A 15,511-nucleotide genomic window follows, 5' to 3' on the forward strand; every position below is an offset into this window, starting at 1 on the left:
ATTAATGAACAATAAGAAAACGAAGATAGTAGCAACATTAGGTCCCGCAACCAGCAATAAAGAGGTTTTAAAACAAATGTTAGACGAAGGCGCTAATGTGTTTAGAATTAATTTCTCTCATGCGGATTATGACGGAGTGAAAGAGCGTATTAAAATGATACGTGAACTAAATGAAGAGTATGGTTACAACGCTGCAATTTTGGGAGATTTACAAGGTCCAAAATTGCGTGTAGGCACAATGAAAGAGGAAGTTGTTGTTAACCCCGGAGATGAAATTGTTTTTGCTACTGGCGAACGTTTTGAAGGGACTAAGGAGCGCGTGTATATGACTTACGAGCGTTTTCCTCAAGATGCAAAATCAGGAGAACGTATTCTTTTAGATGATGGGAAGCTCATTTTTGAAGTCGTTTCTACAGATGGTAAATCTGAAGTTGTAGCAAAGGTTATACAAGGTGGACCACTAAAATCTAAGAAGGGCGTTAACCTTCCAAATACAAATATTTCTCAGCCAGCATTAACCGAAAAAGATATCGAAGACGCGATTTTTGCGATAGGCCAAAAGGTCGATTGGATTGCATTATCGTTTGTGCGACATGCCGAAGATTTAATGCAACTACAAAACTTAATTAGTGAACACAGCGAACACAAAATTCCAATTATTGCAAAAATTGAAAAGCCTGAAGCTGTGGCAAATATCGATAAGATTGTTGCCTATTGTGATGGTCTTATGGTGGCTCGTGGCGATTTAGGTGTTGAGATTCCTGCGGAGGAAGTTCCATTAGTACAAAAGCAATTAGTACAACGTGCAAAACGTGCGCGTATTCCTGTAATCATTGCTACACAAATGATGGAAACCATGATTTCTAGCCTTACACCAACACGTGCTGAGGTTAATGACGTTGCAAACTCTGTTATGGATGGCGCAGATGCTGTAATGCTTTCTGGAGAAACCTCTGTTGGTAAATATCCAGTACAGGTTATCCGTCAGATGGCAAATATTATTCGTAGTGTTGAAGATTCTTCTTTAATCGAAGTGCCTCAATTGCCACCACATATCCGTACCAACAGATACATCACAAAATCTATTTGTTATCATGCAGCTAAAATGGCGAATGAGATAGACGCTAAAGCGATTTCTACGTTAACAAATAGTGGTTATACGGCGTTTCAGATTTCTGCATGGAGACCATCAGCACATATTTTAGTATTTACATCTAACAAGCGTATTTTAACGCAGTTAAGTTTACTTTGGGGCGTTACCGCATTTCATTACGATAAGTTTGTTAGTACCGATGAAACTATAGAAGACGTAAACGCTATTGCTTGTAAAAAAGGTTATCTAGATGTTGGTGATATGCTAATTAGTCTAGCAGCAATGCCAATACAAGATAAAGGTATGGTAAATACACTGCGTGTTACAGAGATTGAGACTTGTAGTTTTTAGTAGATTCGTTCAAAATCTTTGGAAAGCCAAACAGATTATTGATTAAGTAGCTTGCTAATATCCACTTGATAAATACGACTATATCCATTGTCGTATCTGTTAATCTCGGATAGTAGTTCTTCAGTGCTAGTAAATCCATTTTCTTTGCTGGTAACATTACTTCTTCGGCTTGTAAAATAGAGTTTACCTTTATTTACAAAAGGACAAAAATCAGTCTGTTTGGAGTTAATAGTTTCACCAAGGTTTTTGGCTTTAGTCCATTGCCCATCTACTTTTTTACTGATGTACATATCACCAGCACCAATACCATCTGGTCTTCGCCATCCGCTAAAAATAATGTAAGATTCGTCTGGAGCAATAAAAGCATTAAATTCGGCTCCTTTGGTATTTATAGAGTCGCTTAAAATTATGGGTTTAGTGTAGCTATTATTTTCCAAACGGCTAATAAAAATATCATCTGCAGGCCCAGTTTCTTCCGTAATAGACGTGAAGTATAAGTTTCCAGTATTTGTGATTGCTGGGTAAAATTCATCAGCTTTTGTATTTACAGGAGCTTCAAGGTTTTGTGGGCTTGACCATTCTGAATCCAAGTTTTCACGCTCAACATACCAAATATCAAAGTCTTTAGTTGCTGTACTATCTTTGACTACGGGGCGATTTGACGCAAAGTATAACTTAAGATTATCTGGAGATAAAAAAGGCTCTAAGTCGGTATACTTACCTGAGAAGTTGCTAATCTCTGGGGTTTGCCACACATTATTTTCCTTTTTCATCTTCATGATGATGGACAATTCTCTACCTGGACTTTGAAGTGAAAAATAAGCTTCATCTTCCGTAGTGTTAATAGTAAAATCTCTAACATTGGTGTATTGAGAGAAAATATTTTCTGCAAAAGGTTGAACACCTTCTTTTTTAACTTCAGGTTCCTCTTTTGTAGTATCTGCTTCTTGTTTTAAGGTTTCGTTACAAGAGAATAGAAGTGAAAGCGAGACCATAAGAACGATTAATTTTTGTGATTTCATAATTGATTTATTAGTGTATAGGAGAAGAGTTTATAAGTCTTCAACAAAGAAAATAGCATTGTTATTGAGGTCGTAAAAGCCAAATTCATTAGTTTGCCAAGCTGTATTTAAATACAGCTTTTCGGGTTTAACAGTGCCACGTTTTACAAATTCTTCGAAAATAGGCTGGATATCGTCAACAAATATTTTCATAACAGAACCTCCAAGTAGTGGGTCGTCTTCAGTATCGGCATGCCATTGCAAGTGAAAACATACATTTTCGCGTCGCATTACAGCATACATTGCGTCTTTGTGTAAGAGTGAAAAACCTACATATTTTTCGTACCAAGCGACATCTCTGTCGATATCTTGACTTGGTAATACAGGTGATACTTCTAGTAATTTTGTTTTCATAAGTAGTTTCAATTTACGGTAATCATTGCAACTTCAATTTTTAGAACTCAAACTTTAACTGTACACTAACCGTTTTCTTTTTATCGACTACTGAAGCTTTTGAGTCGTCTTTTTTTGAAGTATCTGTGTTTAGGTTAGACATGGATATGCCTAAAAGCCGTACAGAATTATTGAGCTTCTCTTGATAGAGTAAATCTTTAGCAGTTTCTAGAATTATAGTTTTATCACTAATAAAATAAGGTAATGTTTTGCTACGTGTCTGAAGCGTAAAGTCACTATATTTTATTTTTAGCGTCACCGTTTTACCAGCAACATTACTTTTAGATAAACGTCGCGAAACTTCTTCGGCAATATGCTCTAGTTTTTCGAGCATAAAGATTTCTGAAGATAGATTTTCGCTAAAGGTACGTTCTGCGGCTAAGGATTTCCTAATGCGATTTGGCTTCACTTCGCTGTTATGAATGCCCCGAACAATATGGTAATAATAGCTTCCAGATTTTCCGAAATGTTCTGAGAGGTATTCTAAGCTTTTTGCTTTTAAATCCTTTCCTGTAAAAATACCTTTTTGGTACATCTTCTCGGCTGTGACTTTACCAACACCATAAAACTTTCGGATGTCTAAATCCTCTAAAAATTGTAAAACATCCTCTGGATTAACCGTTTTTTGGCCATTAGGCTTATTGTAATCACTCGCCACTTTAGCTACAAATTTATTAATAGAAATTCCTGCAGAAGCTGTTAAGCCAGTTTCTTCAAAAATGCGTTGTCTAATTTGTTGGGCAATTATTGAGGCGCTTGGCATCCCAATTTTATTTTCGGTGACATCGAGATAAGCTTCATCTAACGAAAGCGGCTCAACCAAATCGGTATAGTCATGAAAAATTTTTCTAATTTGAGAAGATACTTCCTTGTATCGATCAAAATTTGTTCTCACAAAAATTAAATCTGGGCACAGCTTTTCTGCTAGCCGACCAGACATAGCACTTCTAACACCAAACTTACGAGCTTCGTAGCTTGCAGCACTGATGACACCTCGCTTCCCGCCGCCACCAACAGCTATGGGTTTTCCTCTTAATTCAGGATTGTCTAACTGCTCTACAGACGCATAAAATGCATCCATATCTACATGAATTATTTTTCGGGTTGGTAAATCGTTAGACATACTGTAAATTTAGGGATTAAATGTCTTTTGTAAGACCAAATTATGGCGGTAGAAATAGAACGTAAATTTTTAATAAAATCTGATGCTTTTAAAACTGAAGCATTCAATTCTTACCACATTAAACAAGGTTTTTTAAACAGCCATCCAGAACGTACGGTACGTGTTCGAATAAAAAAGAATAAAGGTGTTTTAACCGTAAAAGGTAAATCATCTTCAGACGGATTAAGTCGTTTTGAGTGGGAAAAAGATATTACTTTGGATGAAGCGGAGTCTCTTTTAAAACTTTGTGAAAAAGGGATTATTGATAAAACCAGACACGAAGTTACAGTTGGGAGTCACATTTTTGAAATTGATGAATTTTATGGCGAAAATGAAGGTTTAATCATTGCTGAAATCGAGTTAAAATCTGAAACCGAAACTTTTGAAAAACCACGTTGGTTGGGTGAAGAAGTTACGGGTGATATTAAATATTATAATTCAAATCTCAGTAAATTACCATTTAAACAATGGGACTAAAAAAACCGAGGTGATTTTATTCGACGCGCTTTTTCAGCAAAATTATATCTGATAACAAACTCGTGAGAAGACGCTGAAAATTCTCTAATATCCGATGTTATGGCATCGTAAGCATAACCAATATTTAATTGTTGTGTTATTGCAAAATTCACTAATCCAGAAAACGAATCGTCATAACGGTAAGATGCGCCTAATTCCAATACATCATATAATAATACATTGGTATTTAAATCAAAAGAGAGCGGTGCTTCAAATGCAGATTTCACCAAAAATGAAGGTTTCAATTTTATGTTTTTTGATAATTGGAGAACATAACCACCAGTGACAAAAAAGTGCTGTGTTTCAGAACCTAATTTATTACCATTTGCGTTAAGGTGAACCGAGTTCAACATATTAGGAACTGAAATTCCAGCATAATAGTTGTCTGTAAAATAGAATAATCCAGCTCCAATATTGGGTGTGGTGCTATTAATATTTTGACTAAAAAAAGGGTCGTTTGGGTCAAAAACAGTTAAATTGTTAAGTCCAATATCATGAAAGGTTGCGCCAATCTTTAATCCAAAAGCGAGCTTGTGATTGTTTTTTAAAGTAATGCTATAAGCAATATCAGCATAAACATTTGTTTCTCTTACTGGTCCAAGTTGGTCGGCAATTACAGAAATACCTGTACCCATGTTTTCAGAAAGTTTAAAGTTTCCAAAAAAGGTGCTGGTTTGTGGTGCACCATCAATTTTTGTCCATTGGTCTCGGTAAAGTAGTCCTAGATTTACATTTTCTGTAGCACCCACATAAGCGGGATTTATAACAGGTAAATTGTACATATAAAGTGAGTATTGCGGGTCTTGTTGCGAAAAGCCAGACAAACAAAACAAACTTAAGATTGTACAATAAAAAATTTTCATACTTTGTCTTCCTTCAACTCTATATAAACAGGAAAGTGGTCACTGTATCCACCTTTGTAACGCTTACCTACATAAGTTCTAAAGGGTTGCCCTTTATACTTACCATGGTATTGCGTAAGAAATTGTGAATTAAACACATCGGCCTTAGACAAGTTAAATTGTGTGGATTTGGCATCAAAAAAGTTATTAGAAATTAAAATTTGGTCAAATAAATGCCATTCAAAATCATGATTTAAACTTCCTTTATCATACGTAGCTATTTTTTTAAATGGATTATAGAGCTTAGATTTTTCTTCTAAAGAAAGTAGGCTATTATTTTGAGGTGTATCATTAAAATCGCCCATAACTATAACCTTTGGTTTATCATAGTTATTATGTAAGACGTCAATGACACGGTTTACAGTTTCTGCCGCTGCTAAGCGTTTGTATTCAGTTTCTTTTTCGCCCTGTCTGCGTGAAGACCAATGGTTTACAATGACATGTATTTGTTCTCCATTTAATCGTCCTGTCACTAGTAAAACATCACGAGTGTAATCTCTGCTCCCATCTTCTTTGGTGAGATAGACCGCAAAAGGTTCAGAGTGTGAAACTTCAAAAACGTTTTTATCATAGATTAAAGCGACATCGATTCCGCGTTCATCAGAGGAGTCGTAATGTACGATGTCATAGTCGTAATGTTTTAGGTATTTACTTTCTATTAAGTCCTTGACTACGTGTCTGTTTTCCACTTCCGCAAGACCAACAATTGACGGTGGCATATCCACATCATCTTCGCCAATTTGCGAAATAACCTGACCTAATTTTCGGAGTTTATTTTCGTAACGTTTGGTCGTCCAACGCTTAGCCGAAAAGGGTAAAAAATCATCATCGTTAGTGTGCTCGTCATCTTTTGTGTCAAAAAGATTTTCGATATTATAAAATGCTATAGTGTACTTCTTACTCATAACGCTAAAGATATAATTAATATAGATAATGGGATATAGCGTAAATGCCTAAATTTGCAACATGTTATTCTGAAACGAATCGGAGACATTAGATAATATATGCTAGAGAAAAAAGATATAAGCCTGGAAAAAGTTGTGCTCATAGGTGTAGTGACGAGAGAGCAAGATGAAGACATGTCTAAAGAATATTTAGATGAGCTAGAGTTTTTAACCTACACAGCTGGAGGCGAAGTGGTAAAACGGTTTACCCAGAAATTAGATATGCCTAATCCAAAAACTTTTATTGGTACAGGTAAGATGAATGATGTACAAGAGTATGTAAAGGAGCACGAGGTAGGTACAGTTATTTTTGACGATGAGTTATCGCCAGCGCAAGAACGCAATATTAGTAAAATATTGAATTGTAAGATTCTTGACAGAACAAATCTCATTCTAGATATTTTTGCTCAACGTGCACAAACCAGTTATGCGCGTACCCAAGTTGAATTAGCACAATGTCAATACCTATTACCGCGACTAAAGGGAATGTGGACTCACCTTGAACGCCAAAAAGGTGGTATTGGAATGCGTGGTCCAGGTGAAACCGAGATTGAAACTGATAGACGTATTGTCCGTGATAAAATTGCCCTTTTAAAGGAGAAAATAAAAACCATAGATAAGCAAATGGCGGTTCAGCGAGGCAATCGTGGAAAGATGGTGCGTGTAGCTTTGGTTGGATATACCAATGTTGGTAAATCTACATTGATGAATGTGATTAGCAAATCTCAAGTATTTGCCGAAAACAAATTATTTGCAACTCTAGACACTACAGTTCGTAAGGTAGTTATTGGGAATTTGCCTTTTTTGGTAAGTGATACGGTAGGTTTTATTAGAAAATTACCGACTCAATTGGTAGAGTCGTTTAAGAGCACTTTAGATGAGGTTAGAGAAGCCGATTTACTATTGCACGTTGTAGATATTTCACACTCAAATTTTGAAGAGCATATAGACTCTGTTAACCAAATTTTAGACGAGATTGAGAGTAAAGATAAACCTACCATAATGGTTTTTAATAAGATTGATGCTTATGAACCTGAACCTTATGACGAGGAAGATTTAGTTGTAGAACGCACTAAGGCCAATTACTCTATAGATGAATGGAAGCAAACTTGGATGTCCACAATTGGAGATAATGCCTTGTTTATTTCTGCACTGAATAAAGATAACTTAGACGAATTTAGAAAACGTGTTTACAAAGAAGTACGTGACATACACGTTACACGTTTTCCATACAATCACTTTTTGTATCCTGATGTCGAGGATATAGAATAAAAAAGGTCTCAATTAGAGACCTTTTTTAGTTATGACTATTTCTTATTAAAATTTATAGCTTATACCAAGCGTAGAATAGGTTTGTAAGTCGTTGTCTGCAGCTTCAAGAGTTGTTCCTTGAAAGTTAGCCGCTTCTTGACGGTTACTACGTAAACCAAATTCTGCACCAACACCTATGTTTTTAAATAGAGAATAACTAAAAGAGTTTATCCATGTCCAGTTAGATAAATCGCCGTCTTCGTAACTTTGAAACGCAGACAAATTACTTCTAAACTGAATGTCACTGAATAATTTTCCAGTATAATCTGCAACGATTTTTGCACCTAATGACGATTGGAATATCGCATCGTTGTCCGCAAAAACAAAATTATAGTTAGCCGGATGAATAACCACTACCAAATTAGTAATTGGTGTCCATGTAAAACCAACACCGACATCTAAATAGCCTGGGTCATTAAAGTTATTTAATATAGTCGTTCTGTATTCAGCAAGACCAGATACCGCCCATTTATCACTTAATTTTCTACCGTATAATGTGCTAATATTAAATACATCTGTAGCCTCACGGAAACTATCGTCATCCGTAGAGTCATCTTTATCATCAAACTTAACCCAGCTAAGATTAGTGTTTAATGAATTTCTCCAGAAATATTTGTCTTCAATTTTATTAGCAAAAGCATTTAAGGTAAACCCTATTGTACCAGAAGAGTTATTAGGTGTGCCTTGTGCATACCAGTTATTAAATCCTGAGAAACTACCTCCAATGGTTCCAAAAGCGCCTACACGCCAACCTGGTAAAGCGTCAATTTGCGCCTGAATTTCATTAGCTTCTGCTTGATATTTATCAGCCTCAGCTTGTTTTTCGGCTTTTTGTTTTTGCAATTCTTCTTTGGTCTGAGAGAAGCCTATGCCGACTGCACATACGAGTAATAGTGATAAAATAAATCTAGTTTTCATGTTTTGAGAGATTTAAAATTGAATTACAAAGATAGGGATTGTAGGAAATCTTCTTCGATTTTAATTTAAACTAATTTATTTCCGTTTAATGATTCAACTATTTTGTTACTTTCTCTTGTAAAGAGGTACAGAGGAGCAGGCCTCACCAAACATAATAGATTTTGCAATTGGCTTTAGTTTCTGTGCTAATAAAACTAAGGCATTTGCAGGTACAGGTTTATTAGAGCAGCCTTTAATGATTACAGGTGCATTCTTATATTCTGAAAGGTCTAGTCCAGAAATAATATCAGTATAAAGAATAGATTCTAGTTGATTAAGGTTACCAATGACAGCAAGTTTAGCTATGTCTTGAAGCTGGATTGAAATTAGCATGTACGCCCAATCTGGGACAATAGCATCAGTTGAGCAATAAAGAGCAACATAGGCATCTTTGTATTGCGACCAATCGTGCTCATTTATGTAAGCTCTAAACTCTTTTTCTCGCAATACTAAGCCTTCCCAAAGCCAATCTTTGATATCAAAAGACACACGTTTCCCTTCAGGATAGAAGTCTTCTAAATCAACAACTTTAAGTTTGCTGTTGGCAACCCTATTTACGATTTCGTCTGCCATTATTTATTGACTTTGTAACGTCTTAACCCGTAATTGGTATCTTCTTTTTCAACAAAATTTAAAGCAATCTTACTACCATCTAAAACAGGCTTATCGAGTTTAGAGGTATGAATTTTTTCGTAAGTATCTACGGTAATCGATGTCCGGTTTTCTAGATATTCAAAAAGCTTTATGTCTTTTAATTTTGAAGCCCAATTTGGTTGAACTGTACCTTCAAAAACCTTAGACTTAGAACCACTTCCGTAACCAATAAAACCAATCGTTTTTCCATTGATGTCTTCAGAATTATTGAAGCTATCTGACAAATAACTTAAAAGTGACATAAAAATAGAAGCGGTGTACATGTTTCCAATTTCTGAAGACGCTAATTCACCTGCAGCTATATTTTGTGTTATAAAATCACTATATAATTTTGATTTGTAAGCTGATTTTTGCCAAGTTTTAGCGTCTGTGTCTTCAGGTTTACCTACTTCTTCAATTAAAGTGTTGTATGTATCAGAGCCTTTTATCCAATTGAGCCAATTATTAAAAATAATACGGCGTCCGTGGTAAGCGTATGGCAAATGAAACACAAACTGATTCCAAGTATTTACAAAATCTGTTTGCTTCTGATTATTGAAATGCTCTAGAGCTTCTGTAATTCTATCTTCATAGCAAGCATTAGAAAACTGCCCATCAAAAACAGGTTCTTCTTTAAACACTTCAACCACCTCATTGCTATCTGACCAGAATTCTGAATTTGTAGACTTTATAAAGGTGTCTATCGTTTCTTTAGAGGCATCGATTTTAAGCTCTTTTAAAACAGATTTAAGTAGTTCTGCTTTTTTATAAGTACGACGAGGTTTGAAGAAATCGCCTTCACTTTTTGAAGCCACACCCCAAGTATCATTTATTGATAGAATAGATGGATTATGACTTACCAAAACGGCTACAGCTCCGGCACCTTGCGTATATTCTCCTGTTGAGTTAATATCGTATTTAGATAAATCTGATGCGATAACAACAGCCTTTCTTTTAGCATCTTGTTTTACCCAATCCAAACTGTTATGAAGCGCATCTACAGCTCCAACACAAGCAAAAGTCATGTCTAAAATATCACAGTTTTTAAAACTGCGTTCACCAAAGGTTTTAGCTAATTCCTTTTCTACAATCTCAACAGCATAGGTCGCTGTAGGTTTTGAGCCATCAACAGCACTTTCGGTACCTAAATACACGCGTCCAATGTCTTTTGGATTAATGTTATTCTGTGTAACTAAGTTGAGAAGGGCATTCGCGGCAAATGTTGCTGCATCTTCACCAATATTTGGAACAGCCATTTTTTGCAGTCCAAGTCCGCGTTTTAATTTTTCGGCAGGAATACCTCTGGCTTCAGCCAAATTATCCATTGAAACGTAAAGTTGTGGTACATAAAAGGCTATAGCATCTATTCCTGTGGTATTCATAATCGTGGAGTTATAACATTCCTAATTCTAGTTTGGCTTCTTCGCTCATTAAATCTTGAGACCAAGGTGGGTCGAAGGTAATTTCAACCTCGGCATCTTTTACTTCGTTGATAGATTTTACCTTTTCTTCTACTTCAAGAGGTAATGTTTCTGCAACTGGGCAGTTTGGTGATGTTAATGTCATAAGTATTTTAACTTCGTAGTCCTCATTAACAAACACATCATAAATCAACCCTAGTTCGTAGATGTCTACAGGAATTTCTGGGTCATATATGGTTTTTACAACCTTAACGATTTTATCGCCAAGTGCAGCTGTATCTATTGTGGTTTCGCTCATCTCTTATTTCGGACACTGAGGCACTCGAAGTGTCTTTGCATTAAGGTTAGAAGGTCATTTCGAGTGCCTCAATGACCAAGTATTTTTTAGTTTAATTGTGTTTGGTATGCAATGGCATACATTTTTAACTGCTTTATCATACTTACCAAACCATTGGCTCTGGTAGGTGATAAGTGTTCTTTCAGCCCGATTTTATCAATAAAATCTGTATTCGCCTCTATGATGTCTTTTGGATGTTGATTAGAGAACGCTCTAATTAAGATGGCTATTATTCCTTTCGTGATAATAGCGTCACTGTCTGCGGTAAATTCCACCTTGTCGTCATTCATATGGGCATGAACCCACACCTTACTTTGGCAACCTTTAATAATATTATCATCCGTTTTGTGAGCTTCGTCAATTAATGGCAAGGTTTTACCTAAATCTATCATGTATTGGTAACGCTCTTCCCAATCGTCAAACATAGAGAATTCGTCAATAATTTCGTTCTGTATTTCTTCAATCGTCATAGTAAATTCTTTGAGACAAAATTACTACTGTTTTTTAACTTTCTCTGCTATTGCTAACACTTTATTAACGAGTTTTTCTATCTCTTTAGGTGGAAATCCATCATCAAAACTCGGTGTCATATAAACAACATCACCTTGTTTAATGGATAATGTCGCATGGGCAGCTCCGTCGTACAACCTTTTGTCAGTCGGTGCTTTTAGAGTTTGAAAGGTTTTTCTTTCAATACTATTCAGTAACTGCTCTATTTCCTCCCAATCGCTTTTATCGCATTTATATTCTTGCATGTTTTGTAAGCCACGGTCATTTGATAATTTAATTTTTGCTTCTGATATATATGCATACTTCGCAAAACCTCTAGAGCGTGCTTCGTATATTACAGCAACATCATAATTTTGACCAATTGCTTTTTGTTTATCTGTCATCATTTGTTTTTGGGCTATTGGTTCTGCGTCAGATGCTTTAGAATTTGTTGCGGCTTGTTTTTGCGAATTACATGAGCCTGTTAAAAAGACTAACGTCACTAAACTGAATAAAAATTTCATAATCTTGGTGTTTAAAGATGTAAGTTACACTTTTGATGCCAAACTTATGACAACATCATCACCGCTTTTTTCAATCCAGCAATAAAAGTGTCTATTTCTTCTTTTGTATTGTAAAACATGAATGAAGCACGAACAGTACCGGGAATTTTATAAAAATCCATTATAGGTTGTGCGCAATGATGACCAGTACGCACAGCTATTCCCATTTTATCTAGAATGGTTCCGATATCATACGGGTGAATATTACCGACGTTAAAGGAAATTACAGAAGTCTTGTTTTTTGCTCCCGAAGCTTCGGGACCGTAAATTTTTAAATCTTCTATTTGAAGCATTTGCGCCGTGGCATATTCTAAAAGCTCATTTTCGTAAGCAGCGATAGCTTCAAATCCTATGGCATTCATATAATCTAAAGCTGCTCCAAAAGCAATACCGCCGCAAACATTTGGTGTTCCTGCTTCAAACTTATGCGGTAAATCTGCATACGTTGTTTTTTCGAAAGACACTTCAGAAATCATTTCGCCACCACCTTGATATGGTGGTAATTTTTTTAGCCATTCTTCCTTACCATAAAGCATACCAACACCTGTTGGGCCACATATTTTGTGAGCAGAACAGACATAGAAATCTACATCTAGGGCTTGCACATCTGGTTTAAGGTGAGGACAAGATTGTGCACCATCAACTAGAACCGCTGCACCAACAGCATGGGCTTTTTCTATTATGGTTTCAATAGGGTTTATAGTTCCTAAAGCATTAGATATGTGGTTAACAAATACTAGTTTGGTGTTTGCATTTAATAGTGTATCGTATTCACTTAAAATCAATTCCCCATTAGTATTCATAGGAATGACTTTAAGCGTTGTACCTGTGCGTTCGCATAACATTTGCCAAGGAACAATATTGCTATGGTGTTCTAGTGCCGAAACAATGATTTCATCATCTTTTTTTAATAAAGACGAAAATCCGTTGGCAACAAGATTAATCCCATGTGTCGTACCAGATGTATAAATTATCTCATGGCTGTGTTTTGCATTAAAATGCTTTTGAATTTTCATACGCGCCTGCTCATAAGCGTCCGTAGCCTCTTGGCTCAACGCATGAACACCACGATGAATATTAGCGTTGTAATTACTGTAATAATCCACGATGACATCAATGACCTGTATAGGCGTTTGAGAAGTTGCCGCATTATCAAAATATATAAGTGGTTTCCCGTTGACCTTACGATTAAGTATAGGGAAGTCTTTTCTTATAGTTTCTGCATCTAGGGCAATATGTTCTTGTGCTTGGCTCATTTACAAATCAAACCCAATATTAACACCTAGTTTTTGAGCAATTAGCTTAGTAATTCTACTCTTAATTTCTGGTATAGCTACAGAATCTAAAACGTTATTACTGAAGGCGTACATGAGTAACCCACGCGCTTCTTTTTCAGGGATTCCTCTTGAGCGTAAGTAAAACATGGCACTTTCGTCGAGCTGACCAATTGTACAACCGTGAGAACACTTAACATCATCTGCAAAAATTTCAAGCTGAGGTTTCGTGTTTATAGTCGCTTTATCACTGACTAAAATGTTGTTATTGGCTTGGAATGCGTTTGTTTTTTGCGCTTCTTTTTCTACTACGACTTTACCATTAAACACGCCTGTAGAATTCGCATCGAAGATACCTTTGTAATCTTGGTGAGATTCGCAATTTGGTTCAATATGATGTACTAGTGTATTGTGGTCCACGTGCTGTTTATCGCCAATTATTGTGATACCCTTCATGGTTGAGTCGATACGCTCACCATTTTGATAAAAATTAAGGTTGTTACGCGTTAATTTTCCACCAAAAGAAAAAGTGTGTACTTTGGCAATACTCTCTTGCTTTTGGTTAATAAATGTATTGTCTATTAACGATGCAGACTGTTTGTCATTCTGAATTTTATAGTAATCGACAATAGCACGCTTATTCGCAAAAATCTCTGTAACAGAATTGGTTAATGTTGGATTGTCTGTTAGACTCTGGTGGCGTTCTATAATTTGCACATGCGAATTTTCTCCTACAACAATCAAATTTCTTGGCTGAAGCATTAAAGCCGCTTCGTTTCCTGTTGAAAAATGAATGATTTGTATAGGTTTCTCAACAACTTTATTCTTAGGAATATGAATATAAGCGCCTTCAGCTGAGAATGCTGTATTTAAAGAGGATAAGCTGTCTTTTGTTGCTATTTTATTGAAGTAGTTGTCAATAATTAGTTTGTATTTAGGCTTGTTTAATGCTGCAGACATTAGACAAACATCAATACCATCATGAGTTGTTGCAGATAGGTGAGACGAATACTTTCCGTCTATAAATATGATTTTGTAAGAATCGATATCGTGGATAAAGTATTGCTTTACATCTTTATAATCTAAAGCACCTGTTTCTTTAGGAAATACGCTAAAATCGTTTTTTAAAACCGAATTCAGTGAAGTGTATTTCCACGCTTCTTGTTTTTTGGTTGGGAAACCTTCAGCCTCAAAATTCTTTATGGCATCAACTCGTATGTCATGAACAGGCGAATCTATATCGATGGTATTTTCGAAGGCCATGAAAGAGGATACTAATTTTTCTTTTAACTCCATTTTTTTCAGTATTTAGCATTCAGTATTTCTACTGCTTACCAGTTACTGGCACTATGCGCCAATTTCTTCTTTAATCCAATCGTAACCTTTAGCTTCTAATTCGTGAGCTAATTCTTTAGTTCCTGACTTTACAATACGTCCATTGTATAAAACGTGTACATAGTCTGGCACGATGTAATCTAACAAACGCTGATAGTGTGTAATTACAATAGTAGCATTGTCTTTTGATTTTAATTTATTAACGCCATTAGCTACAATACGCAACGCATCAATATCTAAACCAGAATCTGTTTCATCTAGGATTGCTAATTTTGGTTCTAGCATGGCCATTTGAAAAATCTCGTTACGTTTCTTCTCTCCACCAGAAAATCCTTCGTTAAGCGAGCGCGATAAAAACTTACGGTCTATCTCTAAAAGTTCAGACTTTTCACGGATAAGCTTTAACATCTCGTTAGCAGGCATGTCTTCCAAGCCTTTAGCTTTACGAGTTTCGTTTATGGCCGTTTTCATGAAGTTAGTTACCGTAACTCCTGGAATCTCTACAGGATACTGAAATGATAAAAACACGCCCTTATGAGCACGCTCTTCGGCACTTAACTCTTCTATGTCTTCACCGTTTAAAATAATTTCACCTTCTTCTACCTCATATTCTTCTTTACCAGCAATTACAGAAGCAAGTGTGCTTTTTCCCGACCCATTAGGCCCCATAATCGCATGAACTTCACCTGGCTTTACTTCAAGGTTGATACCCTTAAGAATGGCTTTATCTTCTACACTGGCGTGTAAGTTATTTATCTTTAACATGGTA

The 15,511-nt window shown here is 36.0% G+C and carries 17 protein-coding genes; 3 read left to right on the forward strand and 14 right to left on the reverse strand.

What is annotated here, in order from left to right; translation table 11 throughout:
• The first annotated feature begins 4 nt into the window (after positions 1 to 4).
• Positions 5 to 1,444, forward strand: a complete 1,440-nt coding sequence (pyk, locus tag BUB95_RS05545) for a pyruvate kinase (RefSeq protein WP_073084066.1) — start codon at positions 5 to 7, stop codon at positions 1,442 to 1,444.
• Between the two features lie 35 nt (positions 1,445 to 1,479).
• Here pyk and BUB95_RS05550 read toward each other — a convergent pair whose 3' ends face one another.
• Genes BUB95_RS05550 through dinB form a run of 3 tightly spaced genes read right to left on the reverse strand, consistent with a single transcriptional unit; the run spans position 1,480 to position 4,021 of the window.
• Positions 1,480 to 2,466, reverse strand: a complete 987-nt coding sequence (locus tag BUB95_RS05550; protein WP_073084068.1) for a TolB family protein — start codon at positions 2,464 to 2,466, stop codon at positions 1,480 to 1,482.
• Between the two features lie 30 nt (positions 2,467 to 2,496).
• A complete protein-coding gene (locus BUB95_RS05555; protein WP_073084070.1) occupies positions 2,497 to 2,859 on the reverse strand; it encodes a VOC family protein in 363 nt (120 codons plus the stop codon).
• Between the two features lie 40 nt (positions 2,860 to 2,899).
• Positions 2,900 to 4,021 (reverse strand): DNA polymerase IV, encoded by a 1,122-nt coding sequence (gene dinB, locus BUB95_RS05560; protein WP_073084072.1) that lies wholly within the window; start codon positions 4,019 to 4,021, stop codon positions 2,900 to 2,902.
• A 42-nt stretch (positions 4,022 to 4,063) separates the two neighbouring features.
• On the opposite strand from dinB, the gene BUB95_RS05565 reads away from it, so the two are divergent.
• Positions 4,064 to 4,537, forward strand: a complete 474-nt coding sequence (locus BUB95_RS05565; RefSeq protein WP_073084075.1) for a CYTH domain-containing protein — start codon at positions 4,064 to 4,066, stop codon at positions 4,535 to 4,537.
• On the opposite strand, the gene BUB95_RS05570 is transcribed toward BUB95_RS05565, so the two are convergent.
• Both BUB95_RS05570 and BUB95_RS05575 read right to left on the reverse strand, forming a co-directional pair.
• Positions 4,534 to 5,439, reverse strand: a complete 906-nt coding sequence (locus tag BUB95_RS05570; protein ID WP_073084077.1) for a PorP/SprF family type IX secretion system membrane protein — start codon at positions 5,437 to 5,439, stop codon at positions 4,534 to 4,536. The two genes, BUB95_RS05565 and BUB95_RS05570, sit on opposite strands and share 4 nt — an antisense overlap.
• On the reverse strand, positions 5,436 to 6,383 hold the full coding sequence (locus tag BUB95_RS05575; protein WP_073084080.1) for an endonuclease/exonuclease/phosphatase family protein: 948 nt from the start codon (positions 6,381 to 6,383) through the stop codon (positions 5,436 to 5,438). The genes BUB95_RS05570 and BUB95_RS05575 overlap by 4 nt, the downstream gene beginning before the upstream one ends.
• Positions 6,384 to 6,482: 99 nt before the next feature.
• Between BUB95_RS05575 and hflX the strand changes: the two genes are divergently transcribed.
• The gene (gene hflX / locus BUB95_RS05580) at positions 6,483 to 7,694 is read left to right on the forward strand and encodes a GTPase HflX (protein ID WP_073084082.1); all 1,212 of its coding nucleotides are present in this window, start codon (positions 6,483 to 6,485) and stop codon (positions 7,692 to 7,694) included.
• 45 nt (positions 7,695 to 7,739) lie between these two features.
• On the opposite strand, the gene BUB95_RS05585 is transcribed toward hflX, so the two are convergent.
• The 9 genes from BUB95_RS05585 to sufC all read right to left on the reverse strand — a co-directional run bounded on the left by BUB95_RS05585 (position 7,740) and on the right by sufC (position 15,507).
• Positions 7,740 to 8,651: a DUF3078 domain-containing protein gene (locus BUB95_RS05585; protein WP_073084084.1), complete on the reverse strand. Its 912-nt coding sequence runs from the start codon at positions 8,649 to 8,651 to the stop codon at positions 7,740 to 7,742.
• Between the two features lie 105 nt (positions 8,652 to 8,756).
• Entirely contained in the window at positions 8,757 to 9,263 is a 507-nt protein-coding gene (locus BUB95_RS05590) for a DUF2480 family protein (protein ID WP_073084087.1), read from the reverse strand.
• Positions 9,263 to 10,705, reverse strand: coding sequence for a hydroxymethylglutaryl-CoA synthase family protein (locus BUB95_RS05595; protein WP_073084089.1), 1,443 nt, complete (start codon positions 10,703 to 10,705; stop codon positions 9,263 to 9,265). The genes BUB95_RS05590 and BUB95_RS05595 overlap by 1 nt, the downstream gene beginning before the upstream one ends.
• Before the next feature lie 10 nt (positions 10,706 to 10,715).
• Entirely contained in the window at positions 10,716 to 11,042 is a 327-nt protein-coding gene (locus tag BUB95_RS05600) for an iron-sulfur cluster assembly protein (RefSeq protein WP_073084091.1), read from the reverse strand.
• Positions 11,043 to 11,128: 86 nt separating this feature from the next.
• Positions 11,129 to 11,551: a SufE family protein gene (locus tag BUB95_RS05605; protein WP_073084093.1), complete on the reverse strand. Its 423-nt coding sequence runs from the start codon at positions 11,549 to 11,551 to the stop codon at positions 11,129 to 11,131.
• 24 nt (positions 11,552 to 11,575) lie between these two features.
• Positions 11,576 to 12,094, reverse strand: coding sequence for a hypothetical protein (locus BUB95_RS05610; RefSeq protein ID WP_083573317.1), 519 nt, complete (start codon positions 12,092 to 12,094; stop codon positions 11,576 to 11,578).
• 44 nt (positions 12,095 to 12,138) lie between these two features.
• A complete protein-coding gene (locus tag BUB95_RS05615) occupies positions 12,139 to 13,389 on the reverse strand; it encodes an aminotransferase class V-fold PLP-dependent enzyme (RefSeq protein WP_073084096.1) in 1,251 nt (416 codons plus the stop codon).
• The gene (gene sufD / locus BUB95_RS05620; RefSeq protein ID WP_073084099.1) at positions 13,390 to 14,703 is read right to left on the reverse strand and encodes a Fe-S cluster assembly protein SufD; all 1,314 of its coding nucleotides are present in this window, start codon (positions 14,701 to 14,703) and stop codon (positions 13,390 to 13,392) included. It abuts the gene before it with no gap.
• Between the two features lie 51 nt (positions 14,704 to 14,754).
• Positions 14,755 to 15,507 carry a Fe-S cluster assembly ATPase SufC gene (gene sufC / locus BUB95_RS05625; RefSeq protein ID WP_073084101.1) on the reverse strand — a complete coding sequence of 251 codons (753 nt, stop codon included), beginning with the start codon at positions 15,505 to 15,507 and terminating at the stop codon, positions 14,755 to 14,757.
• Positions 15,508 to 15,511 lie beyond the last annotated feature (4 nt).

It is taken from the genome of Winogradskyella jejuensis, from assembly GCF_900129745.1.
Taxonomy (GTDB): Bacteria; Bacteroidota; Bacteroidia; order Flavobacteriales; family Flavobacteriaceae; genus Winogradskyella; species Winogradskyella jejuensis.

Excerpts from the sequence above, each read along its gene's own strand:
- pyk (WP_073084066.1), top strand. The coding sequence starts at position 5 with ATGAACAATAAGAAAACGAAGATAGTAGCAACATTAGGTCCCGCAACC.
- BUB95_RS05550 (WP_073084068.1), bottom strand. The coding sequence starts at position 2,466 with ATGAAATCACAAAAATTAATCGTTCTTATGGTCTCGCTTTCACTTCTA.
- BUB95_RS05555 (WP_073084070.1), bottom strand. The coding sequence starts at position 2,859 with ATGAAAACAAAATTACTAGAAGTATCACCTGTATTACCAAGTCAAGAT.
- dinB (WP_073084072.1), bottom strand. The coding sequence starts at position 4,021 with ATGTCTAACGATTTACCAACCCGAAAAATAATTCATGTAGATATGGAT.
- BUB95_RS05565 (WP_073084075.1), top strand. The coding sequence starts at position 4,064 with ATGGCGGTAGAAATAGAACGTAAATTTTTAATAAAATCTGATGCTTTT.
- BUB95_RS05570 (WP_073084077.1), bottom strand. The coding sequence starts at position 5,439 with ATGAAAATTTTTTATTGTACAATCTTAAGTTTGTTTTGTTTGTCTGGC.
- BUB95_RS05575 (WP_073084080.1), bottom strand. The coding sequence starts at position 6,383 with ATGAGTAAGAAGTACACTATAGCATTTTATAATATCGAAAATCTTTTT.
- hflX (WP_073084082.1), top strand. The coding sequence starts at position 6,483 with ATGCTAGAGAAAAAAGATATAAGCCTGGAAAAAGTTGTGCTCATAGGT.
- BUB95_RS05585 (WP_073084084.1), bottom strand. The coding sequence starts at position 8,651 with ATGAAAACTAGATTTATTTTATCACTATTACTCGTATGTGCAGTCGGC.
- BUB95_RS05590 (WP_073084087.1), bottom strand. The coding sequence starts at position 9,263 with ATGGCAGACGAAATCGTAAATAGGGTTGCCAACAGCAAACTTAAAGTT.
- BUB95_RS05595 (WP_073084089.1), bottom strand. The coding sequence starts at position 10,705 with ATGAATACCACAGGAATAGATGCTATAGCCTTTTATGTACCACAACTT.
- BUB95_RS05600 (WP_073084091.1), bottom strand. The coding sequence starts at position 11,042 with ATGAGCGAAACCACAATAGATACAGCTGCACTTGGCGATAAAATCGTT.
- BUB95_RS05605 (WP_073084093.1), bottom strand. The coding sequence starts at position 11,551 with ATGACGATTGAAGAAATACAGAACGAAATTATTGACGAATTCTCTATG.
- BUB95_RS05610 (WP_083573317.1), bottom strand. The coding sequence starts at position 12,094 with ATGAAATTTTTATTCAGTTTAGTGACGTTAGTCTTTTTAACAGGCTCA.
- BUB95_RS05615 (WP_073084096.1), bottom strand. The coding sequence starts at position 13,389 with ATGAGCCAAGCACAAGAACATATTGCCCTAGATGCAGAAACTATAAGA.
- sufD (WP_073084099.1), bottom strand. The coding sequence starts at position 14,703 with ATGGAGTTAAAAGAAAAATTAGTATCCTCTTTCATGGCCTTCGAAAAT.
- sufC (WP_073084101.1), bottom strand. The coding sequence starts at position 15,507 with ATGTTAAAGATAAATAACTTACACGCCAGTGTAGAAGATAAAGCCATT.